The 16,638-nt window shown below is 69.5% G+C and carries 14 protein-coding genes and 3 pseudogenes; 6 read left to right on the plus strand and 11 right to left on the minus strand.

The annotated features are described in order from the left end of the window. Window positions 1–324 precede the first annotated feature (324 nt). The 4 genes and pseudogenes from ACZ4V6_RS32635 to ACZ4V6_RS32650 form a co-directional block, all read right to left on the minus strand. On the minus strand, window positions 325–621 hold the full coding sequence (locus ACZ4V6_RS32635) for a hypothetical protein (RefSeq protein WP_467834359.1): 297 nt from the start codon (window positions 619–621) through the stop codon (window positions 325–327). 256 nt (window positions 622–877) lie between these two features. Beyond that, window positions 878–1,673 (minus strand): annotated as a pseudogene (locus tag ACZ4V6_RS32640) (helix-turn-helix domain-containing protein); the annotation flags it as partial. Further along, window positions 1,664–2,680, minus strand: coding sequence for a zinc-binding dehydrogenase (locus ACZ4V6_RS32645; RefSeq protein ID WP_467834361.1), 1,017 nt, complete (start codon window positions 2,678–2,680; stop codon window positions 1,664–1,666). The gene ACZ4V6_RS32645 and the pseudogene ACZ4V6_RS32640, both read right to left, overlap by 10 nt. Window positions 2,681–2,727: 47 nt before the next feature. Beyond that, window positions 2,728–3,096: a MerR family transcriptional regulator gene (locus tag ACZ4V6_RS32650; protein WP_467834363.1), complete on the minus strand. Its 369-nt coding sequence runs from the start codon at window positions 3,094–3,096 to the stop codon at window positions 2,728–2,730. Between the two features lie 284 nt (window positions 3,097–3,380). Here ACZ4V6_RS32650 and ACZ4V6_RS32655 point away from each other — a divergent pair. Then, window positions 3,381–4,054, plus strand: a pseudogene (locus ACZ4V6_RS32655) (DEAD/DEAH box helicase); the annotation flags it as partial. 97 nt (window positions 4,055–4,151) lie between these two features. Here ACZ4V6_RS32655 and ACZ4V6_RS32660 read toward each other — a convergent pair. From ACZ4V6_RS32660 to ACZ4V6_RS32670, 3 genes and pseudogenes are all read right to left on the minus strand, one after another. Continuing rightward, window positions 4,152–5,153: a BtrH N-terminal domain-containing protein gene (locus ACZ4V6_RS32660; RefSeq protein WP_467834365.1), complete on the minus strand. Its 1,002-nt coding sequence runs from the start codon at window positions 5,151–5,153 to the stop codon at window positions 4,152–4,154. Beyond that, window positions 5,150–5,956 (minus strand): MerR family transcriptional regulator, encoded by an 807-nt coding sequence (locus ACZ4V6_RS32665; RefSeq protein WP_467834367.1) that lies wholly within the window; start codon window positions 5,954–5,956, stop codon window positions 5,150–5,152. The genes ACZ4V6_RS32660 and ACZ4V6_RS32665 overlap by 4 nt, the downstream gene beginning before the upstream one ends. Before the next feature lie 181 nt (window positions 5,957–6,137). Beyond that, a pseudogene (locus ACZ4V6_RS32670) lies at window positions 6,138–6,497 on the minus strand (winged helix-turn-helix transcriptional regulator); the annotation flags it as partial. Between the two features lie 77 nt (window positions 6,498–6,574). Between ACZ4V6_RS32670 and ACZ4V6_RS32675 the strand changes: the two are divergent. Then, a complete protein-coding gene (locus ACZ4V6_RS32675; protein WP_467834369.1) occupies window positions 6,575–6,985 on the plus strand; it encodes a RidA family protein in 411 nt (136 codons plus the stop codon). Window positions 6,986–7,064: 79 nt separating this feature from the next. On the opposite strand, the gene ACZ4V6_RS32680 is transcribed toward ACZ4V6_RS32675, so the two are convergent. Continuing rightward, window positions 7,065–7,946 carry a 2-hydroxy-3-oxopropionate reductase gene (locus ACZ4V6_RS32680; protein ID WP_467834370.1) on the minus strand — a complete coding sequence of 294 codons (882 nt, stop codon included), beginning with the start codon at window positions 7,944–7,946 and terminating at the stop codon, window positions 7,065–7,067. 721 nt (window positions 7,947–8,667) lie between these two features. Between ACZ4V6_RS32680 and ACZ4V6_RS32685 the strand changes: the two genes are divergently transcribed. The 4 genes from ACZ4V6_RS32685 to ACZ4V6_RS32700 all read left to right on the plus strand — a co-directional run bounded on the left by ACZ4V6_RS32685 (window position 8,668) and on the right by ACZ4V6_RS32700 (window position 12,561). Further along, the gene (locus ACZ4V6_RS32685) at window positions 8,668–9,324 is read left to right on the plus strand and encodes a hypothetical protein (RefSeq protein ID WP_467834371.1); all 657 of its coding nucleotides are present in this window, start codon (window positions 8,668–8,670) and stop codon (window positions 9,322–9,324) included. A gap of 1 nt (window position 9,325) precedes the next feature. After that, window positions 9,326–9,865, plus strand: coding sequence for a hypothetical protein (locus ACZ4V6_RS32690; RefSeq protein WP_467834373.1), 540 nt, complete (start codon window positions 9,326–9,328; stop codon window positions 9,863–9,865). A gap of 424 nt (window positions 9,866–10,289) precedes the next feature. After that, on the plus strand, window positions 10,290–11,462 hold the full coding sequence (locus ACZ4V6_RS32695; RefSeq protein WP_467834375.1) for a ParA family protein: 1,173 nt from the start codon (window positions 10,290–10,292) through the stop codon (window positions 11,460–11,462). Next, a complete protein-coding gene (locus ACZ4V6_RS32700) occupies window positions 11,449–12,561 on the plus strand; it encodes a ParB/RepB/Spo0J family partition protein (RefSeq protein ID WP_467834377.1) in 1,113 nt (370 codons plus the stop codon). Before ACZ4V6_RS32695 ends, ACZ4V6_RS32700 begins: the two co-directional genes overlap by 14 nt. A gap of 67 nt (window positions 12,562–12,628) precedes the next feature. On the opposite strand, the gene ACZ4V6_RS32705 is transcribed toward ACZ4V6_RS32700, so the two are convergent. The 3 genes from ACZ4V6_RS32705 to ACZ4V6_RS32715 all read right to left on the minus strand — a co-directional run bounded on the left by ACZ4V6_RS32705 (window position 12,629) and on the right by ACZ4V6_RS32715 (window position 16,467). After that, the gene (locus ACZ4V6_RS32705) at window positions 12,629–13,000 is read right to left on the minus strand and encodes a DUF3099 domain-containing protein (RefSeq protein ID WP_467834379.1); all 372 of its coding nucleotides are present in this window, start codon (window positions 12,998–13,000) and stop codon (window positions 12,629–12,631) included. A gap of 100 nt (window positions 13,001–13,100) precedes the next feature. After that, window positions 13,101–14,750, minus strand: coding sequence for a cytochrome bc1 complex cytochrome b subunit (gene qcrB / locus ACZ4V6_RS32710; RefSeq protein ID WP_467834380.1), 1,650 nt, complete (start codon window positions 14,748–14,750; stop codon window positions 13,101–13,103). A gap of 157 nt (window positions 14,751–14,907) precedes the next feature. After that, window positions 14,908–16,467 carry an FAD-dependent oxidoreductase gene (locus tag ACZ4V6_RS32715; protein WP_467834382.1) on the minus strand — a complete coding sequence of 520 codons (1,560 nt, stop codon included), beginning with the start codon at window positions 16,465–16,467 and terminating at the stop codon, window positions 14,908–14,910. Between the last annotated feature and the right edge of the window lie 171 nt (window positions 16,468–16,638).

Genomic DNA, 16,638 nt, shown 5'->3' on the forward strand with positions numbered 1-16,638 from the left:
CCCGCGGAGCGGGTACCTCCGCGCTGGCGCGCGGAGGAGCGCGAGCCCGGCGCTGTGCGCCGGGCATGACGGAGCGTCACCGCCCCCGCAAGCGGGGGCGGTTCGGCCGCAAGCGGCCGGCCCCTCTCCGCTGACGCTCCGAGGGGCTTGCCCCGGACCTTCGGTCCGGGGCGGCGCGGTCCGCTGCGCTCCCCGCGTCCACGCCCCGCAAGCGGGACGTGAGGGTCCGTCCGCTGCGCTCCCGGACCTAAGGCCCCTTCGGCGCCCGGCTGGCTACACGGAGAAGACGGTCCGGGCCTGGTCGGCGGACAGGCTGATCGCCCCTCAGGCATGCGCATGATGCCGGGCGTTCGGCAGCTTGTGCGAGGCAGCATGACGCACGGGCCAGCCCGTCGCGGGAACCGCGAGACTCCGCAGTGACAGGCTCGCAGTGACGAGGAGAACAGTGAACACGGCCAGGAGGAGAACAGACACCCACATCTGCCGACTCCCCGGCGCCTGCCAGCCCGTCCAGGCAGCGGACCCCGTCCACAACAGAATGCCCACAACGTAGAAGGAACGGATACGGCGCAATTGCCGCACAGCCCGCAGGAACTGGATGCGCTCGGTCGTCGATGCCATGCGGCACCATCTACCCCCGATGCATGATGCCCATCAGGGACGGGCGAGATCTCGTGGAGAAGGCTCTGCCGAGGGAGCTCGCAAGTCTGCATTTCGTTTTGATGCAGCATGTAACTTTGGCGTAGATCGAGGACACCCGGTAGCAGGGAATCGGGAGGGCCGTACCAGCCTCGGCGCGTTAGGTCCGTGGTCCGTCCGCTATCTGACAGCCACGGCCCAGCAAGGCCGGTGGAAAGGAGAAGGCACGATGAATCCCGATGCGCTGGTGGCGGGATCCCAGCAGGGTCAGGGTGAACGCGTCGACGCGGTAGCAGGTGCCGTTGTGGGTGACGATGCGTTCGGTTCGGGTGATGCCGTGAGCTGCGAACCAGGCTCTGGCTCGGTGCAGGAAGGCTAGGGCGGTCGCGGCCTTCTCGTCGGGCAGTGCCTCGGTATAGGCGAGTTGGCGGAACCCGTCGACGGCGGAGTGAAGGTGGACGTGGCCGCCGCGGTCACCCTTCTTTTTGCGGCGCTCCACGGTCTTGGTCTGGCTGCTTCCCCGTCCGTGGGTTCGCCATTCACCGCCCTTTGGGATCCGGCCGTCCTTCTTCACATCGATGTGGACCATGTGGTCTGGACGGCGGGCTGTGGTCTTCCGTGGCTCCTGGTTCGAGCCGCCACTGGGGTCGGTGAAGCGGCGCCGGTTCAGCCCGAGGGCAAGCAGGTGCCGTGACACCGTGCGGCGGCTGATCGTCACCCCCGTCGGCCTGGAGGTCGAACGCGATCCGGGAGGCAGGCCACTTCTCGGAACGGCGGAGCGGCGCATCGAGCCTTGCCACTACGTCGGTGTCGGTCGCGGTCGGTTGGCGTCGGGGTGTTGAGGAACGGTTCAGCAGTCTGCGTTCGCCGCGTTGGCGGTAGCGGTTGGCCTACTTCAACGCGCACGAGCAAAAGATCCTCCTCTCCGCGGCGACGTGCGCGATCGGGTGGTTCTGGCAGTGCGGCACGAGACGCAGTCGTCCCTCGAACGGCAGCGGGCGTTTCGGTGAGTCACAGCCGGCTTCTAGCGCCACGGATCGAGAGCGTGCTTGCCACGGGTCCGGCCCGCTTCGAGCTCCTGCAGCACGGACGGTCCCTCCGCCAGGGGGTGGACCTGAGGTGTGCCGGGCACGTACACGCCGGCGGCGATGAGCGTGTCGATCTCGGTGAGCAGTTCGCCATAGATGGACGGGGCCGCGGTTGCCAGCGCGCCAATGTGCAGGCCCTTGACTTGCACGGGATGGGTGAAAACCAGGTCGTGTGTGGTCAGGCCGGCGTTGCCGGAGGCGGCACCGAACACGACGATGCGTCCGGTGAAGGATTTGGTGACGGCCAAGCTGGCTTGGAAAGTGGCTTGTCCCACGGACTCCAGGACCAGGTCCACGCCGCCGGTCAGGCGCGTGATCTCCGCGGCCAGATCGGGGCGGGCGCTGTCCAGGACTGCGTCGGCTCCGAGCGCTTTGACGGTGTCGTGCTTGGCCGGTGATGCCGTGGCGATCACGCGTGCGCCGTAGTGGTGGGCGAGGCGGACGGCGGCCTGGCCCACACCGCCGGCCGCGGCATGAATGAGCACCGCGTCACCCTTCTTGACCTCGCCCAGCGGCTTCAGTGCCGCCAACGCGGTCGCCCAGTTCAGCACCAGGCCAAGGGCTTCAGCGTCCGTCCAGCCGGATGGGACGGCAAGCACCTCCGCGGCTGGCATCGTCATGTACTGCGCGAAGGCGCCCGGTCCGGCTCCCACGACGTGGGTGCCGACCTCAAGCGGGTTGGCGACCTCCGGTCCAACGGCAACGATCTCGCCGGCCGCTTCGAAGCCCGCCACGTAGGGTGCCTGTGGTCCTCCTGCGTAGGTTCCATGGGTCTGCATGACGTCCGCGAAGTTGACCCCGGCGGCACCGACTCGAATCAGATACTCCCCTGAACCGGGGGTGGGGCGGCGACGGTCCGTCGTGAGGCTCTGGTCCTTCGGTCCGCGGTGCGAGTGCTGGATCAGGGCCCGCATCGTCTGCCCAGCGTTGTGGTGCTGCTCGTTGGTCTCCATGCCCGGGAACGTAGAAGCTTCACACAGGCGTCAAGGTCAAGCAGGAATCATGCGTCCGTGGGCCGGGCCTCTCGCAGGTAGGTGTCGAGTGCCGCCTGTTGAGCACTGAGATCGGCGATGCGGGCAGCGAGCCGATCGCGATAGCTCTGCACCTCGTGAAGGAACTCCGCGCGCACCACGTCCGTGACGACATCACCGGGACCGTCCGTGAGGTGAGGCAGGACCTCCTTGATCAAGCGCACGGGCAGTCCGGACTCCAGCAGCGAGCGGATGACGAGGACTCGGTCGAGGGTCGACCTGCAGTAGTCGCGGTACCCATTGCTGAAACGACCCGGGACTATCAAGCCCTCATCCTCGTAGTACCGCAACGACCTCGCGCTCACGCCGCTGGCCCTGGACGCTTCGCTGATCTTCATACCTGGAAGGAACGTCCGGGCGTTCCGCGAACTTCCAGGCGTCAACAACCTCCTGTCCCGCAGCGCCTGGCTCCTGGCCTGAGGTGGAGCCGTGGACACCGGCGCATGAGGCCGTGGAGATGAGTGACTACGAAATCCTCTTCATGCTTTTGGACTCCGAGGCCGGTCCGAACGAGGTGTGCTGTGGGCTCACGCTGCTGACTCACGTGATCGGTATGGAAAGGGACAGCCCCTGCAGTCGGGGCATCCTCTGCGCACGGCCGGCAGGGCAATTGTGCTGGCGTACGGTGCCGGCCCCGGACCTGCTCGCGCAGACCGCGCAGGCGTGACGGGCGGTCGGTCACCGGGCGCCGATGGTGGCGGTGTGTTCGCTGGAGAACGACCCTGTGCTCGCCTCGCTGGGGGTGCGCACCACTATCGATTATCGATGCGATCCAGCTCGCGTTGTGGGCCAGGCCCGGGCCCGTGGTCGTGTTCGCCGCGTACGTCTCGCTCGTGGATCGCGAGGACCTGGAGGACCTGACGGGGTCAGCGGGCGGTTCGCGGGCCGCTGGAAGCCGCCCTGGCGGACGGGTAACGGCTCTACGGCCAGGAGGTGGAGCCTGGCGTCGACAGACCAGGACTTTGAGACGTACGGGCCGTGGCTGGTCGGGCTGGGGCTTCCGGAGGCGGTCGAGCGGGGATCCTCGCCGGGTTCGGGATCCACGGTCCCGTGCCCGTCGTCGGGGAGTCGGAGGAGGCGCGGCGGGGCCGGCTCCTTGCACTGCTGCAGACCGCGCTCCTGGAGCACTCGGCGGTGTGCAACCTGCGTACGGTCATGACGTTCCACCAGGAGATCGAGGAAGCGGCCGCGTTCGCGGAGAAGCTGCCGACGTCCGCGGCCGCGCTGTACGCGGGCGATGCCTTGGACGAGGACCTGGCGGCCGCGGACCGGTTGCCCGCGTCGTCGATCGACGCGGCAAGGACCTCGGGACCCGGCTGGATGCCCCGTTCCGGCCCGCATTGGCGTCTGAGGAACCGCGCGGTGGTGTACGGGCCGGTGTGTCGGGGCCGGCTCACGCCGGGGGTTCACTGTCCAGGCGGCTCAGCTCGCGCATGGCCTCGCGTTCGATCCGGGCGATGTCGCCGAGGGTCGAGCCGGCCTGGGTGAGGCACTGCTCATCGCCCGTTTCACCGGCTTTCGCGATCAGTGCCGCCGTGTACGTCCACAGGCCGGCCGCCTCGGTGTACAGCGTGTGGCCGGTGCGCAGGTGGCGGCTGTCGAGCAACTCGGTGCACTCGGCGAGGAAGTCGCGGTAGAGGTTGCGGAACAGGGCGCCACCTGTGCCGGCCTTCTCCATCAGCATGGCGGTCCGGGGCAGGTCCCGCTGTGGGCGGTCGGTGCGTTCGAGCCAGGTGGGTACCAGTCGGCCGGCCTTCTCGATGCCGCGGTGGCCGAGGTTGGCGATGGGCGGATTCAGGAACGCGTCGGCGCAGGCGGTGATGGCGGGAACGATGTGTCCGTGCGGGTCGGGCAGGTTCCGCGGAGCGGTGAGGGTGAAGGAGCGGTGCCTGGCGGTCATCGGGCCCCGTGCTGCCCTGGCCCGTGCCAGGCCGTCCAGGCTGACGCGGACCGCTCCGCCCTGCTGGTCGGTGTCCACCAGGTAGGCCTGGTGGTCGTCGTAGCCGTACATGGCGACGACGTGGCCGCCGAAGTGGGTCTTCGAGTCGAAGTAGTCAAGGTGGTGGCTGTCGAGCTGGAGCCCCACGGGGCGGCCGGCGTCGAGGGCGGCCGTCACGTGTCCCCATGCCTTGCGCGGGGAGGTGGTCTCCTGGACCAGCAGGTTCAGTCCGAGCCTGCCGGCCAGGTTCCTGGTGAGGTCGAAGGGCTTGACCCGTCCGCCGAGGAAGGGGAAGTCCATGGTCTTGCCGTCCCAGTAGAGGAAGGACAGGCCGGAGCCGAGTCCGAACAGCATGGGTTCGGACAGGTGGAGTCCCTGGTGTCTGAGCAGTACCCCCAGGGTCGTCGTCTCGCAGTGCCGCATGCCGCGCGTGTCGATGTCCGTCAGTGTGGTCATGCCGCGTTCTCCTCGATGGGGACGATCAGCCGGGTCGTCAGCTCTCCTGGCGGTGTCTGCGCCGGTCCGACGAGGTACGCCTCGCGTACGGGTGCCAGCGGGCGCAGGCCGCGCTCGTGGACGGCGGTGAAGAGTGCGTGGTAGGCGAGGGGCAGTTGGGTGTAGGGACCGACGTGTACGGTCTCGGCGACGGGCCCGCCGGGCAGCATCGTGCATTCCAGGCCGGGCACGCCGTCCGTCTGCGGGATCTGTGCTCCGACGCCGATCTCCATCTGCTCCTCCAGGTCGAGCGGGTAGAGCCCCCACAGCGGTGGCTGTCCCGTGATTCCCCTCTCGCCGAGCCCGGTCAGCAGTCGGCCCGTGCTCTCCTGCACCGTGGTCCCGATCTGCGCGGGAGTGCACACCGCGCGCACCACCGCCAGTCGTCGCTCCGGCTCTCTGCCCAGCGTCACCTCGTAGTCGGGCAGACCGTCCCGCGTCAGCCGCTCCAGCATCTCGAGCCGGGCCCGGTCCCTGCGGATCCGCTCGGCCAGCCGGTCCCGCTCGGTGCGCAGGATCCGCGCCCTGCCCTCGCGCCCGGCCGCCAGTGTCCGGGCGATGACGGCCAGCGGGAGGTCCATCTCCCGTAGCAGGGCGATGGTCAGGGCGTCGCGTGCCTGCTCGGATGTGTAGTAGCGGTAACCGGAGCCGGCGTCCACGCGGTGGGGGGTCAGCAGCCCCAGGTCGTCGTAGTGCCGCAGCTGCTTCACGCTGAGGCGGCACAGCCGGGCGAAGCGCCCGATGGAGAGAAGTCCGTCCTGCATGCCGTCATGGTGGACTCTCCCACGGTGGGAGAGTCCAGCGCCGAGCCGCGGCGAGGGCCGCCTGTCAGGCGTTCTCCCCGTGCCCGCGGGCACGTGTCGTATGGCCCGGAGGTGTCTCGCCGTGTCCTTTTCCTTCCCCGGTCCGGGTACCGGGGTCGGCGACGTTGCCGAGGGCGGCTTCTTCCTCACGGTCGTCGAAATTTTCGCGTGCGCGTTCGATGGCGGGCATGTTCTGCGAGGCCCAGGCCAGCAGCACGTCGACGGGGTGCCGAAGGGTCTTGCCGAGCGGTGTGATCCGGTACCTGACCGCCACGGGGCGGGTGGAGACGACCTCGCGCTCGACGACTCCGTTGCGTTCGAGGCGCCGGAGCGTCGCGGTCAGCGACTTCTGTGTGACCTGGGGGATGGCCCGGCGCAGTTCGTTGAAGCGGCACGGGCGCTCGCAGAGCTCGTTGAGGACGCTGAGCGACCACTTGTCGAGGATCTGGTCGAGCAGTTCGCGGTACGGGGCGTCGATGCGGAGTTCGTCGGCGGTATCCATGGCGAAACCTGGTCTCGTTGAAGTGTCTTTCTCCTACTAGGTAGCTTCAAGATACTTACTTCGGAGGAGAGGAACCCATGACGGTTCAACGCTTGACACCGGAAGGCATGCTGCAGCCGGTCCCGTACCACCACGTCGCCGTGGGCACCGGGGCGAGGCACGTCCACGTCAGCGGACAGGTCGCACGTCAGGCCGACGGGACTCCGGTCGCGCCCGGTGATCTGGCCGGGCAGGTCGCCCAGGCCTTGCGCAACACCGCCGTCGGACTGGCAGGCGCGGGTGCGACGTTCGCGGACGTGCTGCGCCTGACGTTCTACGTGACCCGGTGGGCGCCGGAGAAGATCGGCGACTTCATGGCCGGCGTGGAGGCCGTCGCCGAGGAGATCGGCCTCCCGACTCCCATGCCTCCGGCCTCCCTCATCGGCGTCGCGTACCTCTTCGAGCCGGACGTGCTCGTCGAGGTCGAGGCGACCGCGATCCTGGACTGATTCCTCAGCGTCGCCGTTCCGCACCGAGAAGAGGGTCACCGGCGGCAAGCACCGGGAGCGTGCTCGGCCAGTGCGGCGCTCACCCGTCCGTTCCGCTGAGCCGTGCCACGCCGCGCAGCAGGACGGAGTGGTCGAGTTCGCCCCAGCCGTTCGCGCAGGCGGCGGCGATCTGCTGGGCGGCGACCGCCGTGACGGGAGCCACCGCGCCGGCCGTGCGGGCGGCGTCGGCGGCGATCCCCATGTCCTTGTGGTGCAGGGACGCCTTGAATCCCGGGGTGAAGTCCTCGCGCAGGAAGTTGTCCTTCTTGCGGGCCAGGACGGCCGAAGAGGCCAGCCCGCCGCCCAGTACCTCCAGCGCCGCCGCCAGGTCGACGCCGGACTTGCGCAGGAAGGTGACCGCTTCGGCGCAGGCCTGGAGGTTGACGGCGACGATCATCTGGTTGGCGGCCTTCACGGTCTGTCCCGCGCCGTGCGGACCGCAGTGCACGATCGTGCTGCCCACCGCTTCCAGCACCGGCCGCGCGGCGTGGAAGTCCTCCGTGTCACCGCCCACCATGAGGGACAGCACGGCCTCCACGGCTCCTGCCTCGCCGCCGGACACGGGAGCGTCCAGCACGCGCACACCGTGCTCCTCCGCCCTCTGGGCGAGTGCGCGGGAGGTCTGCGGCGAGATGGAGGAGTGGTCGATGAGCAGGGTGCCCGGCCGGGCGTTCGCCAGGATGCCGTCGGGGCCGTAGGCGACCGCCTCGACCTGGGGACCGGCGGGCACCATCGTGAGGACGAACTCGGCGTCCCGGACGGCCTCGACGATGGTGTCCGCAGCCCGCCCGCCGGCCTCCACGAGCGCAGCGGTCTTCTCCGGGGTGCGGTTCCAGCCGGTCACCTCGTGCCCGGCGCGCACCAGGTTGACGGCCATCGGGCTGCCCATGATGCCCAGGCCTATGAATCCGATCTTCGCCATACGCGCCCACCCCAACTTTCCATTATGCGGAATAAATATATCGTTCTGCGAAATAGCTTAGCTCCCTCGCCCCTGCCCCTTCGACAGGTGCCGGCTGACTGGTTCTGGACTTTTCACCAGAAGCAGCGTGGCTGGGACCGGAACGGGGTTGCTGGAGACATACGCGCGCCTGCTCGTCGGAGCGCGGCCCTCGTCGTGGCGGGCTTTCGGTGGTGCAGGCCGACAGGCAGGAGGAGGGAAAGGTCCGAGTCGAGGCGGGACCGACAGCGGTGCGGGGGTCGTGCGTGCCGACGGCACGCGAGGAGAGACACGTGACCCGAGCGATGCTCCCCGGCAGCAGCTCAATGAGGGTCGTGCCGAGACGGACATGCGCTTATAGAGAATAGAGGCATTCACATCATCGCAGGTCAGAGGCCTTGAGGAGCCGTCAGAACATGACTCACACGTCATTTTGAGGGTGCGTAAGTTGCTTCCCGAGTCAAGTTGCCCCGTATCCATTGCGACCTAGATGCGCAATGGCGCGACGGGAGATGTCACCTTGCCCCGTATCCATTGCGACCTAGATGCGCAATGGATACGGGGGGTGTCGTCGTCGCGAACATGACTTCGGAGTCATGTTCGACACGTCCAACGCGCAGATAGGTCGCGTCATTGCTATCTATATGCGCAATCACTAGTGTGCTCCGCGTCTAGGTTTCGATCTTGAGGAGCGCATAGCGTCATGCCCGCACAGCCACAGGGGAACCCCCGTCGGACCCCCGGCCCGTCCTCGCCCCGTGCGCCGAGCGCCAGCAGTCCGTACGCCGGCGCGCTCGGACCGAGGAAGAACCTCGTCGAGCTGCCCGTCGGCCACACGGCGGAGGTCAGACCCCCCGTCACGGCCGGTGACTTCATCGGCAAGTACTTCGCCCAGGACAGCCTGGAGTTCCTGCGCTGGGCCGCCAGGTACTTCCGGGACGACAATGTCACCCTGTGCGTACTGCTCTACATGATGGGGAGTCAGGAAGTGGGAGGGGCGGTCGAGCTCAAGCAGGCCGAGATCGCTGCCGAGCTGGAGATGGATCCGGCCCAGGTGTCCCGCGCCCAGACCAAGCTGAAGCGACTGGGCCTGGCCTACTCACCGAAGCGGGGAGCCATCCAGCTCCAGCCCGCGGTGACCCTGCGCGGAGGGTACCGGCTGATCCAGAAGCCCGTCCGAGGGGCGGCCGCCAAAAGGGTCAAGGTGCAGGTGGAACAACTGAGCCTTCTGAATGAACTCGTACTTGACACGGGTGTTCCGGAGGAATTCAGAGACATGGCCCTCCCGGGCGCGAGACTCCCCGAACCGTCATCGAAGGCGCGCAAGCGTAAGAGCACGAAGAAGAAGCCGGAGGCGTGAGATGAGGACTGCAGCGTCTGCGAACCCGGAGCCGCCGGAGCTGACGTACGGCACCTTCAACGGTTTCGCGTACATGCCCGCGATGCCGGGGATCGCCTACCGCGTACTCTTCCGGCTCCTGGGGATCCAGGAGCCGGGAGGGCGCTGCCTGGTCACGGAAGAGGAGCTGGCCGAGGCCCTGGATGTGCACCGTTCCATGGTGGGACGTGGTCTGCAGGCCCTCATCCTCGCCAGGCTCGTGTTCCGCCAGACCAAGGGCGTCTACCTCCTCAACCCGATGATCAGCGGTGCCCGCAGCGTCACGGAGCACCTGGAGGCCATCGGGACGCTCGACCCCGCCGACCGCCTCGACGTCGACGACTACCAGGAACGTTACGAGGCCGCTGTCGCCCGGGCCGAGCGGGAGAAGAGGGAGAAGCGTCTGGGCCGCGGCACGCCGGGCCGCCCCAAGCCCACCGCACCCGCTGCCGGGGAAACGGCGGACGTGCTGAACCTCTCGGCGGCCCGCGGCCGGTCACGGCGGAGGCAGTCCAGGCCGTGACACGGCCGCACACCATTGAGGCCCCCGCCGGAGCGGGGGCCTCAATGTGTCTAGGTTTCGCGGCACAGCCTACCGCTTGGTTCCCAGCGGCGCCAAGACGGACCTCGGCGTAGGGGACATGCCGACCCCTACGGTACGGGCGAAGCCCGCCTGGTCAGGCCCCCGTCCGCGGTGGAGGACGGACGAGGGAGCCGGTGATTATCACGCCGTGATAGTGCCAAAGGGGCTGGTGGTCATCACGCCGTGACAACGCCGGAGAGGGCCGTCGATTATCACGCCGTGATAGTTCGGGCCGCAGCGCCGTCGCCGGGCCGGACTATCACGCCGTGATAATCACCGAGCAGGGCATCAGCACCGGGTGAAACCGTGTCAAACTCCGCAAGCTGCTTGCCTTTACCGCCCTTGACGTCAGTATACTGACGCCATGGCCTCTCCATACCCTGACGGAGACCGGGAAAAGGTAGCGTCCAAGCTGCCGCCGGCGCTCCAGCAATCACTCAAGGTCCGCGCCGCCGAGCTCAGTCTGGACATTCAGGAAGCCGTCGAAGCGGCCATCAACAGGTGGCGTGCCGGCGTCGGCAGCGGCACGGAGGTGGACACCTCCGGTGCCAGGTCGTTCTCCACCTGGCTTCCGCCGGGCCTGTACGAGCAGTTCAAGGAGACGTGCAGCGGCCGCGGTGTCTCGTACACGCAGGGTCTCGCCCAGTCGATCCGCGGCTGGCTCGAGGCGAACCCGTCTCCCCGGCACGGGGTCCGCGGAACGGATCCCGAACGGAAGATCGTCGGCAACCAGAAGGGCGGTGTCGGCAAGACCGCCGTCTCCGCCGGCATCGGTCAGGCCTACGCCGAAGCGGGCAAGCGCGTCCTCATCGTCGACTTCGACCCTCAGGGGCACCTCAGCGAACAGCTCGGGGTCCCCCAGATCGAGCCCGGTCACGACAGCCTCGTCTCCCACATGTGCGGCGAAGGCTCCGGGGACCTGCGTGACCTGGTCGTGGTGATAGAGGACCAGCGGTTCGAGAAGCGGCTGCACGTACTGCCCGCCTGCTTCGACGGCTTCCTCCTCGACGCGAAGATCGCCGTCGTGGCGACACAGAAGCGCGGCTTCCAGAAGGAGGCGGCCCTCGAACTGGCGCTGCGTCCCCTCGAGGTGGACTACGACGTCATCATCATCGACTGCCCGCCCAGCCTCGGCATCGCCATGGACGCCGCTCTGTACTACGGCCACCGGCGCCGAGGGGAACCCGCCGGTGTCTCCGGCGTCGTCATCCCCGTCCTGGCCGAGGACTCGTCGGCCACGGCCTACGGCATGCTCGCCCAGCAGATCGAGGACCTCTGCCAGGACCTCTCCCTCGAGGTCGACTACCTCGGTCTGGTCGTGAACCTGTACGACTCCCGGCGCGGTTACGTCGCCACGTCCTCCCTGGAGAACTGGAAGGCGCTCGGTGATCCGAAGGTCCTCGCCGTCATCGGTGATCTGAAGGAGCAGAGGGAAGCGGTCCGCAAGCGGATGCCGCTGCTGTCCTACGCCCCGCACAGCGACCAGGCGGAGGCCATGCGACAGGTGGCGAGGGGAGCGACCGTTGAGCAAGGCTGACTCCCTGGGATCGGCACCCGCGTTCGGCGCGGCGCGCGGAGCCCGGTCCTCACGGCGCAACCTCATCGACAGGACCATCGGGGGGGAGGAGTCGACCGCGGCGGCCGTCACCGAGCTGCCGGTCACCCTCATCAGCGACAACCCGGACAACCCGCGCAACCACCTGCGCAACCTCGACGAGACGGTGCAGACCGTGCGCGAGGTCGGCATCGTCATTCCCATCGCCGTCGCCACGGTCGAGGCCTACCTGCGGAACCGGCCGGAGCGTGCCGGCGACCTCGACGACGGAGCGCAGTACATCGTCGTCGACGGCCACCGCCGTCTCGAGGCGGCCCGCCGTGTCGGGATGGCCACCATCCCGGTCCGCGTCGACAACGGCCGTGTCGCCACCGACGAGGCCCTGCTCGAGGCCGCGTTCGTCGCGAACTACCACCGCGACGACATGACCGACCTCGAAGAGGCTCACGCCCTGAAGACCCTGGTCGACTACTACGGGTCCCAGACCAAGGCCGCCAAGCGGCTGGGCATTCCGCAGAACACCATCTCCAGCAAGCTGTCGTTGCTCAAGCTCACCCCTGAGCTCCAGAAGGACCTGGTGACCGGGGAACGGAAGGTGGAGCACGTCCGCAACCTCGGCAAGCTGCCTCCCGAGGAGCAGAAGGCGAAGGCGGACGAACGGGCGGAGGCGGCCCGCAGGAAGGCGGAGGCCCGGTCGGGCAGGGCCGTGGCCCGGCCCGCGGACCCCGCCGATTATCACGGCGTGATAATTCCGGGGACGCCCGCCGCTCCCGCTGTTCCTCCGTCGCCCCCGTCGCGGCCCCTTCCGGATGTGCCGTCGGCCGACGGTGAGCAGGGCGCCGAGTCCATCCCGGAACCGCGGACCGGCGCGGAGGGACCCGTGGCGGCGACGCCGGGCGGCGCGCGGCCCGAGCAGCCGAAGCGGCTCCCGTACGACGACGCCTTCTACTGCGTGCACCATCTCCACCGGAAGATGCAGCCGAGGACGTTCGTCCAGGGGGCCCGGGTGTGGATGGACCTTCTGCGAGAACAGCACCCGGACGACTACGAGGCCCTGCTCGCCGAGCTGGGTTCCCGGTAGTCCTCGACGAGGAGCCCCCGTCGGCCCGTTCTCCCCGCCGCGCGGCGGGGAGAACGGGCCGACGGCGTCAGGGCGTCGGTTGCTGGTCCGGCGGGAGGATCAGGGTGGGTTCGAGGACGGTGTGGGGGACGGGGGGTTCTTCCGGCACCGGGGCCGGGGCCGGAACCAGGAGTGGGCGGGGGCCGCGTTGCTGGCGCCAGCCGGCCTGGGCGGCCACCACGGCCACGTAGGGGATGACGACCGAGCCGACGAGGGCGCCGATGGCCACGACGGGCCAGCGGGTCCAGGTGAGGGCCATCAGGACGACGCAGGCGGTGCGGATCAGCATGGCGGTGAAGTAGCGGCGCTCACGGCCCCGCAGGTCCTGGGTCAGGCCGGTGCGGGCCCGGGTGATGGACTCGGGGCGGGGGACTTCCCGGTGCCATGGGCTCGTGCTCATCGGGCCTCCGTTCGTCGTACGCGAAACGGCTGCGCGGGTGACCCGTCCCCTGGTCACCCGCGCAGCCGTGCGGGTCGGCCCTCTGCGATGTGCCGCCGGGTCAGTGCACGTCCTGGCCCTGCTCCAGCCGCTCGACGGTGTGCTCGTCGTGGGCCAGTTCCTCGCGGGTCGGCTTCGCGATCTGGCCGCCGTAGAGCCAGCGGCTGAGGCGGTGGCGCAGGACTTCCTTGCGGTGGTCCGGGTTGGGTATGCCGTCGTGCTCGGGTGCGGGCGCCGGCAGGGGCCGGTAGTCCTGCTTGGACAGCAGCGCGTACTGCGTGCCGCGGTCGAGGGGCTCGTGCACCTCGATGAACTCGCCGTGCGGGAGCCTGCGGATCCTGCCGGTCTCGCGGCCGTGCAGGAGCTTGTCGCGGTCGCGTCGCTGGAGGCCGAGGCAGATCCGGCGGGTGACGACGTAGGTCAGTACGGGGATGACGAAGAAGCCGATGCGTACCGTCCAGGTGACGGCGTTGAGGGAGAGGTGGAAGCGCTCGGCCAGGACGTCGTTGGCGCCGCCGAAGAACAGCACGAGGTAGAGGGCGATGAAGGCGCAGCCGAACGCGGTCCTGGTGGGGTGGTCGCGCGGTCGGTCGAGGAGGTGGTGTTCCTCGGTGTCCTTGGTGACCCAGGCCTCGAGGAAGGGCCACAGGGCGAGGACGGCGGCCATCAGGGTGGGCACGACGACGGCCGGGATCAGGACGCCGAGGTTGACGGTGTGGCCCCACAGGACGAACTCCCAGGGCGGCATGGCGCGCAGGGCGCCTTCGAGGAAGCCCATGTACCAGTCGGGCTGCGAGCCCTGGGAGATCTGGTCGGCGCGGTAGGGGCCGTAGGTCCACACGGGGTTGATCTGCGCGAGGCCGGCGGTCAGGGCGAGGACGCCGGTGACCAGGAAGAAGAAGCCGCCCGCCTTGGCCGCGTAGTTCGGCATCAGGGGCTGGCCGACGACGTTCTTCTCGGTGCGGCCGGGGCCCCGGAACTGGGTGTGCTTGTGGTAGAAGACCAGGATCAGGTGGACGGTGACCAGGGCCACCATGATTCCGGGCAGCAGCAGGATGTGAAGGCCGTAGAACCGCTGGATCACGTCGTGGCCGGGGAACTCGCCGCCGAAGAGGAACATCGACAGGTAGGTGCCGACCACCGGGATGGCGAGGGTGACGCCTTCGGCGATGCGCAGGCCGGTGCCGGAGAGCAGGTCGTCGGGCAGCGAGTAGCCGAGGAAGCCCTCGAGGATCACCAGCACCAGGATCACGAAGCCGATCAGCCAGTTCATCTCGCGCGGCTTGCGGAACGAGCCGGTGAAGAAGTGGCGCATCGTGTGCACGCAGAGGGCGGCGATCATGGTGAGGGCCGACCAGTGGTGCAGCTGGCGGACGAGCAGGCCGCCGCGTATGTCGAAGCTGATGTCGAGGGTGGAGGCGTACGCCTGTGACATCGGGATGCCGTGCAGCGGGGCGTAGGAGCCCTCGTAGACGGTCTCGGCCATGCTCGGGTCGAAGAACAGGGTGAGCCAGACGCCGGTGAGCAGCAGCACGACGAAGCTGTAGAGGGCGATCTCGCCGACCATGAACGACCAGTGGTCGGGGAACACCTTGCGGATCAGGCTGTGGAAGCTGTAGATCCCGAGCCGTCCGTCCGCCCAGTCCGCGATGCGGGCGCCTTTGGACGTCTCGGTGCGCGCACCCGGTGGCGCCGTTTCGGTCGTGCTCATCTGCGCGCACCCTCCCCTCGCCGCTCGGCCGTCACTGGCACACCCGGTCCGGCCGGTGAGCGGTCGGTGGTCGGGTCGGCCTGCTGCGGCGCAAGCGGGCCCGTGCCTTGGAGCAGCTGGAACGTTATCCGCGCGCGGTGGTGCCGAACAAGCACTCTCAAGTCGGATTGATGTGCCAACTCAAGTCATTCTCAAGGCGGTTACGAGTGGGAAGGCTCTGCCGGGCCGGGCCGGCGGGGAGACCGGCCGTGGTGGGCGCGGCGGGGCGGGGGCGGCGGGCGCCCGGGCCGTGGGGGGCGACGGGCGGGGCCGCGGGCGCCGTCGCGAGAGCCGCCGGGGCGGGGCCGTCAGGGCCGCGCAGCGCGGCTCTCAGCACCCGCGGCCGTAGCGCCGTGGCGGGGGACGCGTCCGTCTTCAGCAGGCGCAGCAGCGCTGTCGCCGCGTACGGGTCGCTGGTCGCGGCCGCCGCGATCCGGGCGTGGTAGCGCCTGCCGAGCCGGGCGCCGACGCCGGGGTCCTGGTCGTTCTTCGCCGCCCGCACGGCGCGGGTGCTCGTCCGCCAGGCGGGGGCCAGGCGGTGGGCGAGGGCCCGGCGCAGCCGGTAGCCGAGGCCGACGGCCGTGCCGTGGTCGGCCAGCATGTGGCCGAGGACGAGGGCGGACTGCACCGCGGCGGTCATGCCCTGGCCGTGGGCCGGGTCGAAGGCGGCAAAGGCGTCGCCGAGGACGAGGAACTGGTCGGGCCAGCGCCGCAGTTTCTCGTAGTGCCGCCAGCGGTTCTCGGTGGTGCGGCAGACGTAGACCGGGCCGAGCGGGGTGGCGGCCCGCAGGACGTCGTGCAGCAGGGGGTGGCGCAGGCCGCCCGCGGCGCGCAGCAGTGCCGCGTGGCCGGTGGGTGCGCTGCCGCCGTCGCCGGTGCAGACCGACACCGACCAGCGGCCGCCCTCCAGGGGGTTGAGCATGCCCTGGGCCGGGTTGTCGGGCGAGGGCATCAGCAACAGGCTCTTCCAGTCGGCGACGTGGCCGACGGGCGCGGTGAACAGGGCGGTGGCGACGGCGGTGCCGGCGTCGGCCACGGTCTCGCGGGGAGGTTCGTAGCCGAGTTCGGCGAGCCAGCGGGGGGCGCGCGAGCCGCGTCCGGTGGCGTCCACCACGAAGTCGGCGGAGAGCAGGCGGCGGGGACCCCATCCGTCGGACGCCTTGCGGTCGCGCCGGCGTATCCACACGCCGGTGACGGTGTCGTGGGGGCCGGGCTGGAGCGCGACCGCCTCGTGCTCGCCCAGGAGGGTCACCTTGGGATCGGCGAGCAGCCGCTCGCGGGTCACCGCGTCGATCAGGTCGCGGCTCGCGCTGAGCATCGACAGGCCGGAGCCGACCCGGGGCAGCCAGCCGCTCGGGCCGAGCAGCAGCATGTCCTCGGGCATGCGGACGTGCACCGCTCCGGCGTCGGTGAGGTCCCGGACTATGCCGGGGAACAGCTGTTCCAGGCCCTGCTGGGCGGCTTCCATGAGGCTGTGCGTGTGCCTCGCCTGGGGCAGGCCCCGGCGGCGGCCGGGTCCGCGCGGGACCCAGTCGCGTTCGACGACGGTGACCCGGTCCATGAAGCCGGCCAGGGCGCGGGCCGCGGTGAGCCCGGCGAGGGACGAGCCGAGGACCACGGCGTGGCCGTGACCGCCGCCCCCTGCTGCGGACCCGGCGGCATGTGCGTGCACACTCACTCGGTTGCCCCCTCCGTGTGGGTTGTTCTTGCATGATGCGGGCAACGGCGGTTCCCGCGGCGGGGATCGGCCGACGGGGAGCGATGGCTCGAGGGTTCGTCGACGGGGCCGCGAGGGGAACTCGAGCGGCTTTCGCGTACGCGGCGCAAGACGCCGGTGTCTTCGCGCCGC

Source organism: Streptomyces sp. NPDC029152 (assembly GCF_055564355.1).

Excerpts from the sequence above, each read along its gene's own strand:
- ACZ4V6_RS32650 (WP_467834363.1), bottom strand. The coding sequence starts at position 3,096 with ATGAAGATCAGCGAAGCGTCCAGGGCCAGCGGCGTGAGCGCGAGGTCG.
- ACZ4V6_RS32680 (WP_467834370.1), bottom strand. The coding sequence starts at position 7,946 with ATGGCGAAGATCGGATTCATAGGCCTGGGCATCATGGGCAGCCCGATG.
- ACZ4V6_RS32690 (WP_467834373.1), top strand. The coding sequence starts at position 9,326 with ATGAGGACTGCAGCGTCTGCGAACCCGGAGCCGCCGGAGCTGACGTAC.
- ACZ4V6_RS32675 (WP_467834369.1), top strand. The coding sequence starts at position 6,575 with ATGACGGTTCAACGCTTGACACCGGAAGGCATGCTGCAGCCGGTCCCG.
- ACZ4V6_RS32635 (WP_467834359.1), bottom strand. The coding sequence starts at position 621 with ATGGCATCGACGACCGAGCGCATCCAGTTCCTGCGGGCTGTGCGGCAA.
- ACZ4V6_RS32645 (WP_467834361.1), bottom strand. The coding sequence starts at position 2,680 with ATGGAGACCAACGAGCAGCACCACAACGCTGGGCAGACGATGCGGGCC.
- ACZ4V6_RS32705 (WP_467834379.1), bottom strand. The coding sequence starts at position 13,000 with ATGAGCACGAGCCCATGGCACCGGGAAGTCCCCCGCCCCGAGTCCATC.
- ACZ4V6_RS32685 (WP_467834371.1), top strand. The coding sequence starts at position 8,668 with ATGCCCGCACAGCCACAGGGGAACCCCCGTCGGACCCCCGGCCCGTCC.
- ACZ4V6_RS32695 (WP_467834375.1), top strand. The coding sequence starts at position 10,290 with ATGGCCTCTCCATACCCTGACGGAGACCGGGAAAAGGTAGCGTCCAAG.
- ACZ4V6_RS32665 (WP_467834367.1), bottom strand. The coding sequence starts at position 5,956 with ATGCAGGACGGACTTCTCTCCATCGGGCGCTTCGCCCGGCTGTGCCGC.
- qcrB (WP_467834380.1), bottom strand. The coding sequence starts at position 14,750 with ATGAGCACGACCGAAACGGCGCCACCGGGTGCGCGCACCGAGACGTCC.
- ACZ4V6_RS32660 (WP_467834365.1), bottom strand. The coding sequence starts at position 5,153 with ATGACCACACTGACGGACATCGACACGCGCGGCATGCGGCACTGCGAG.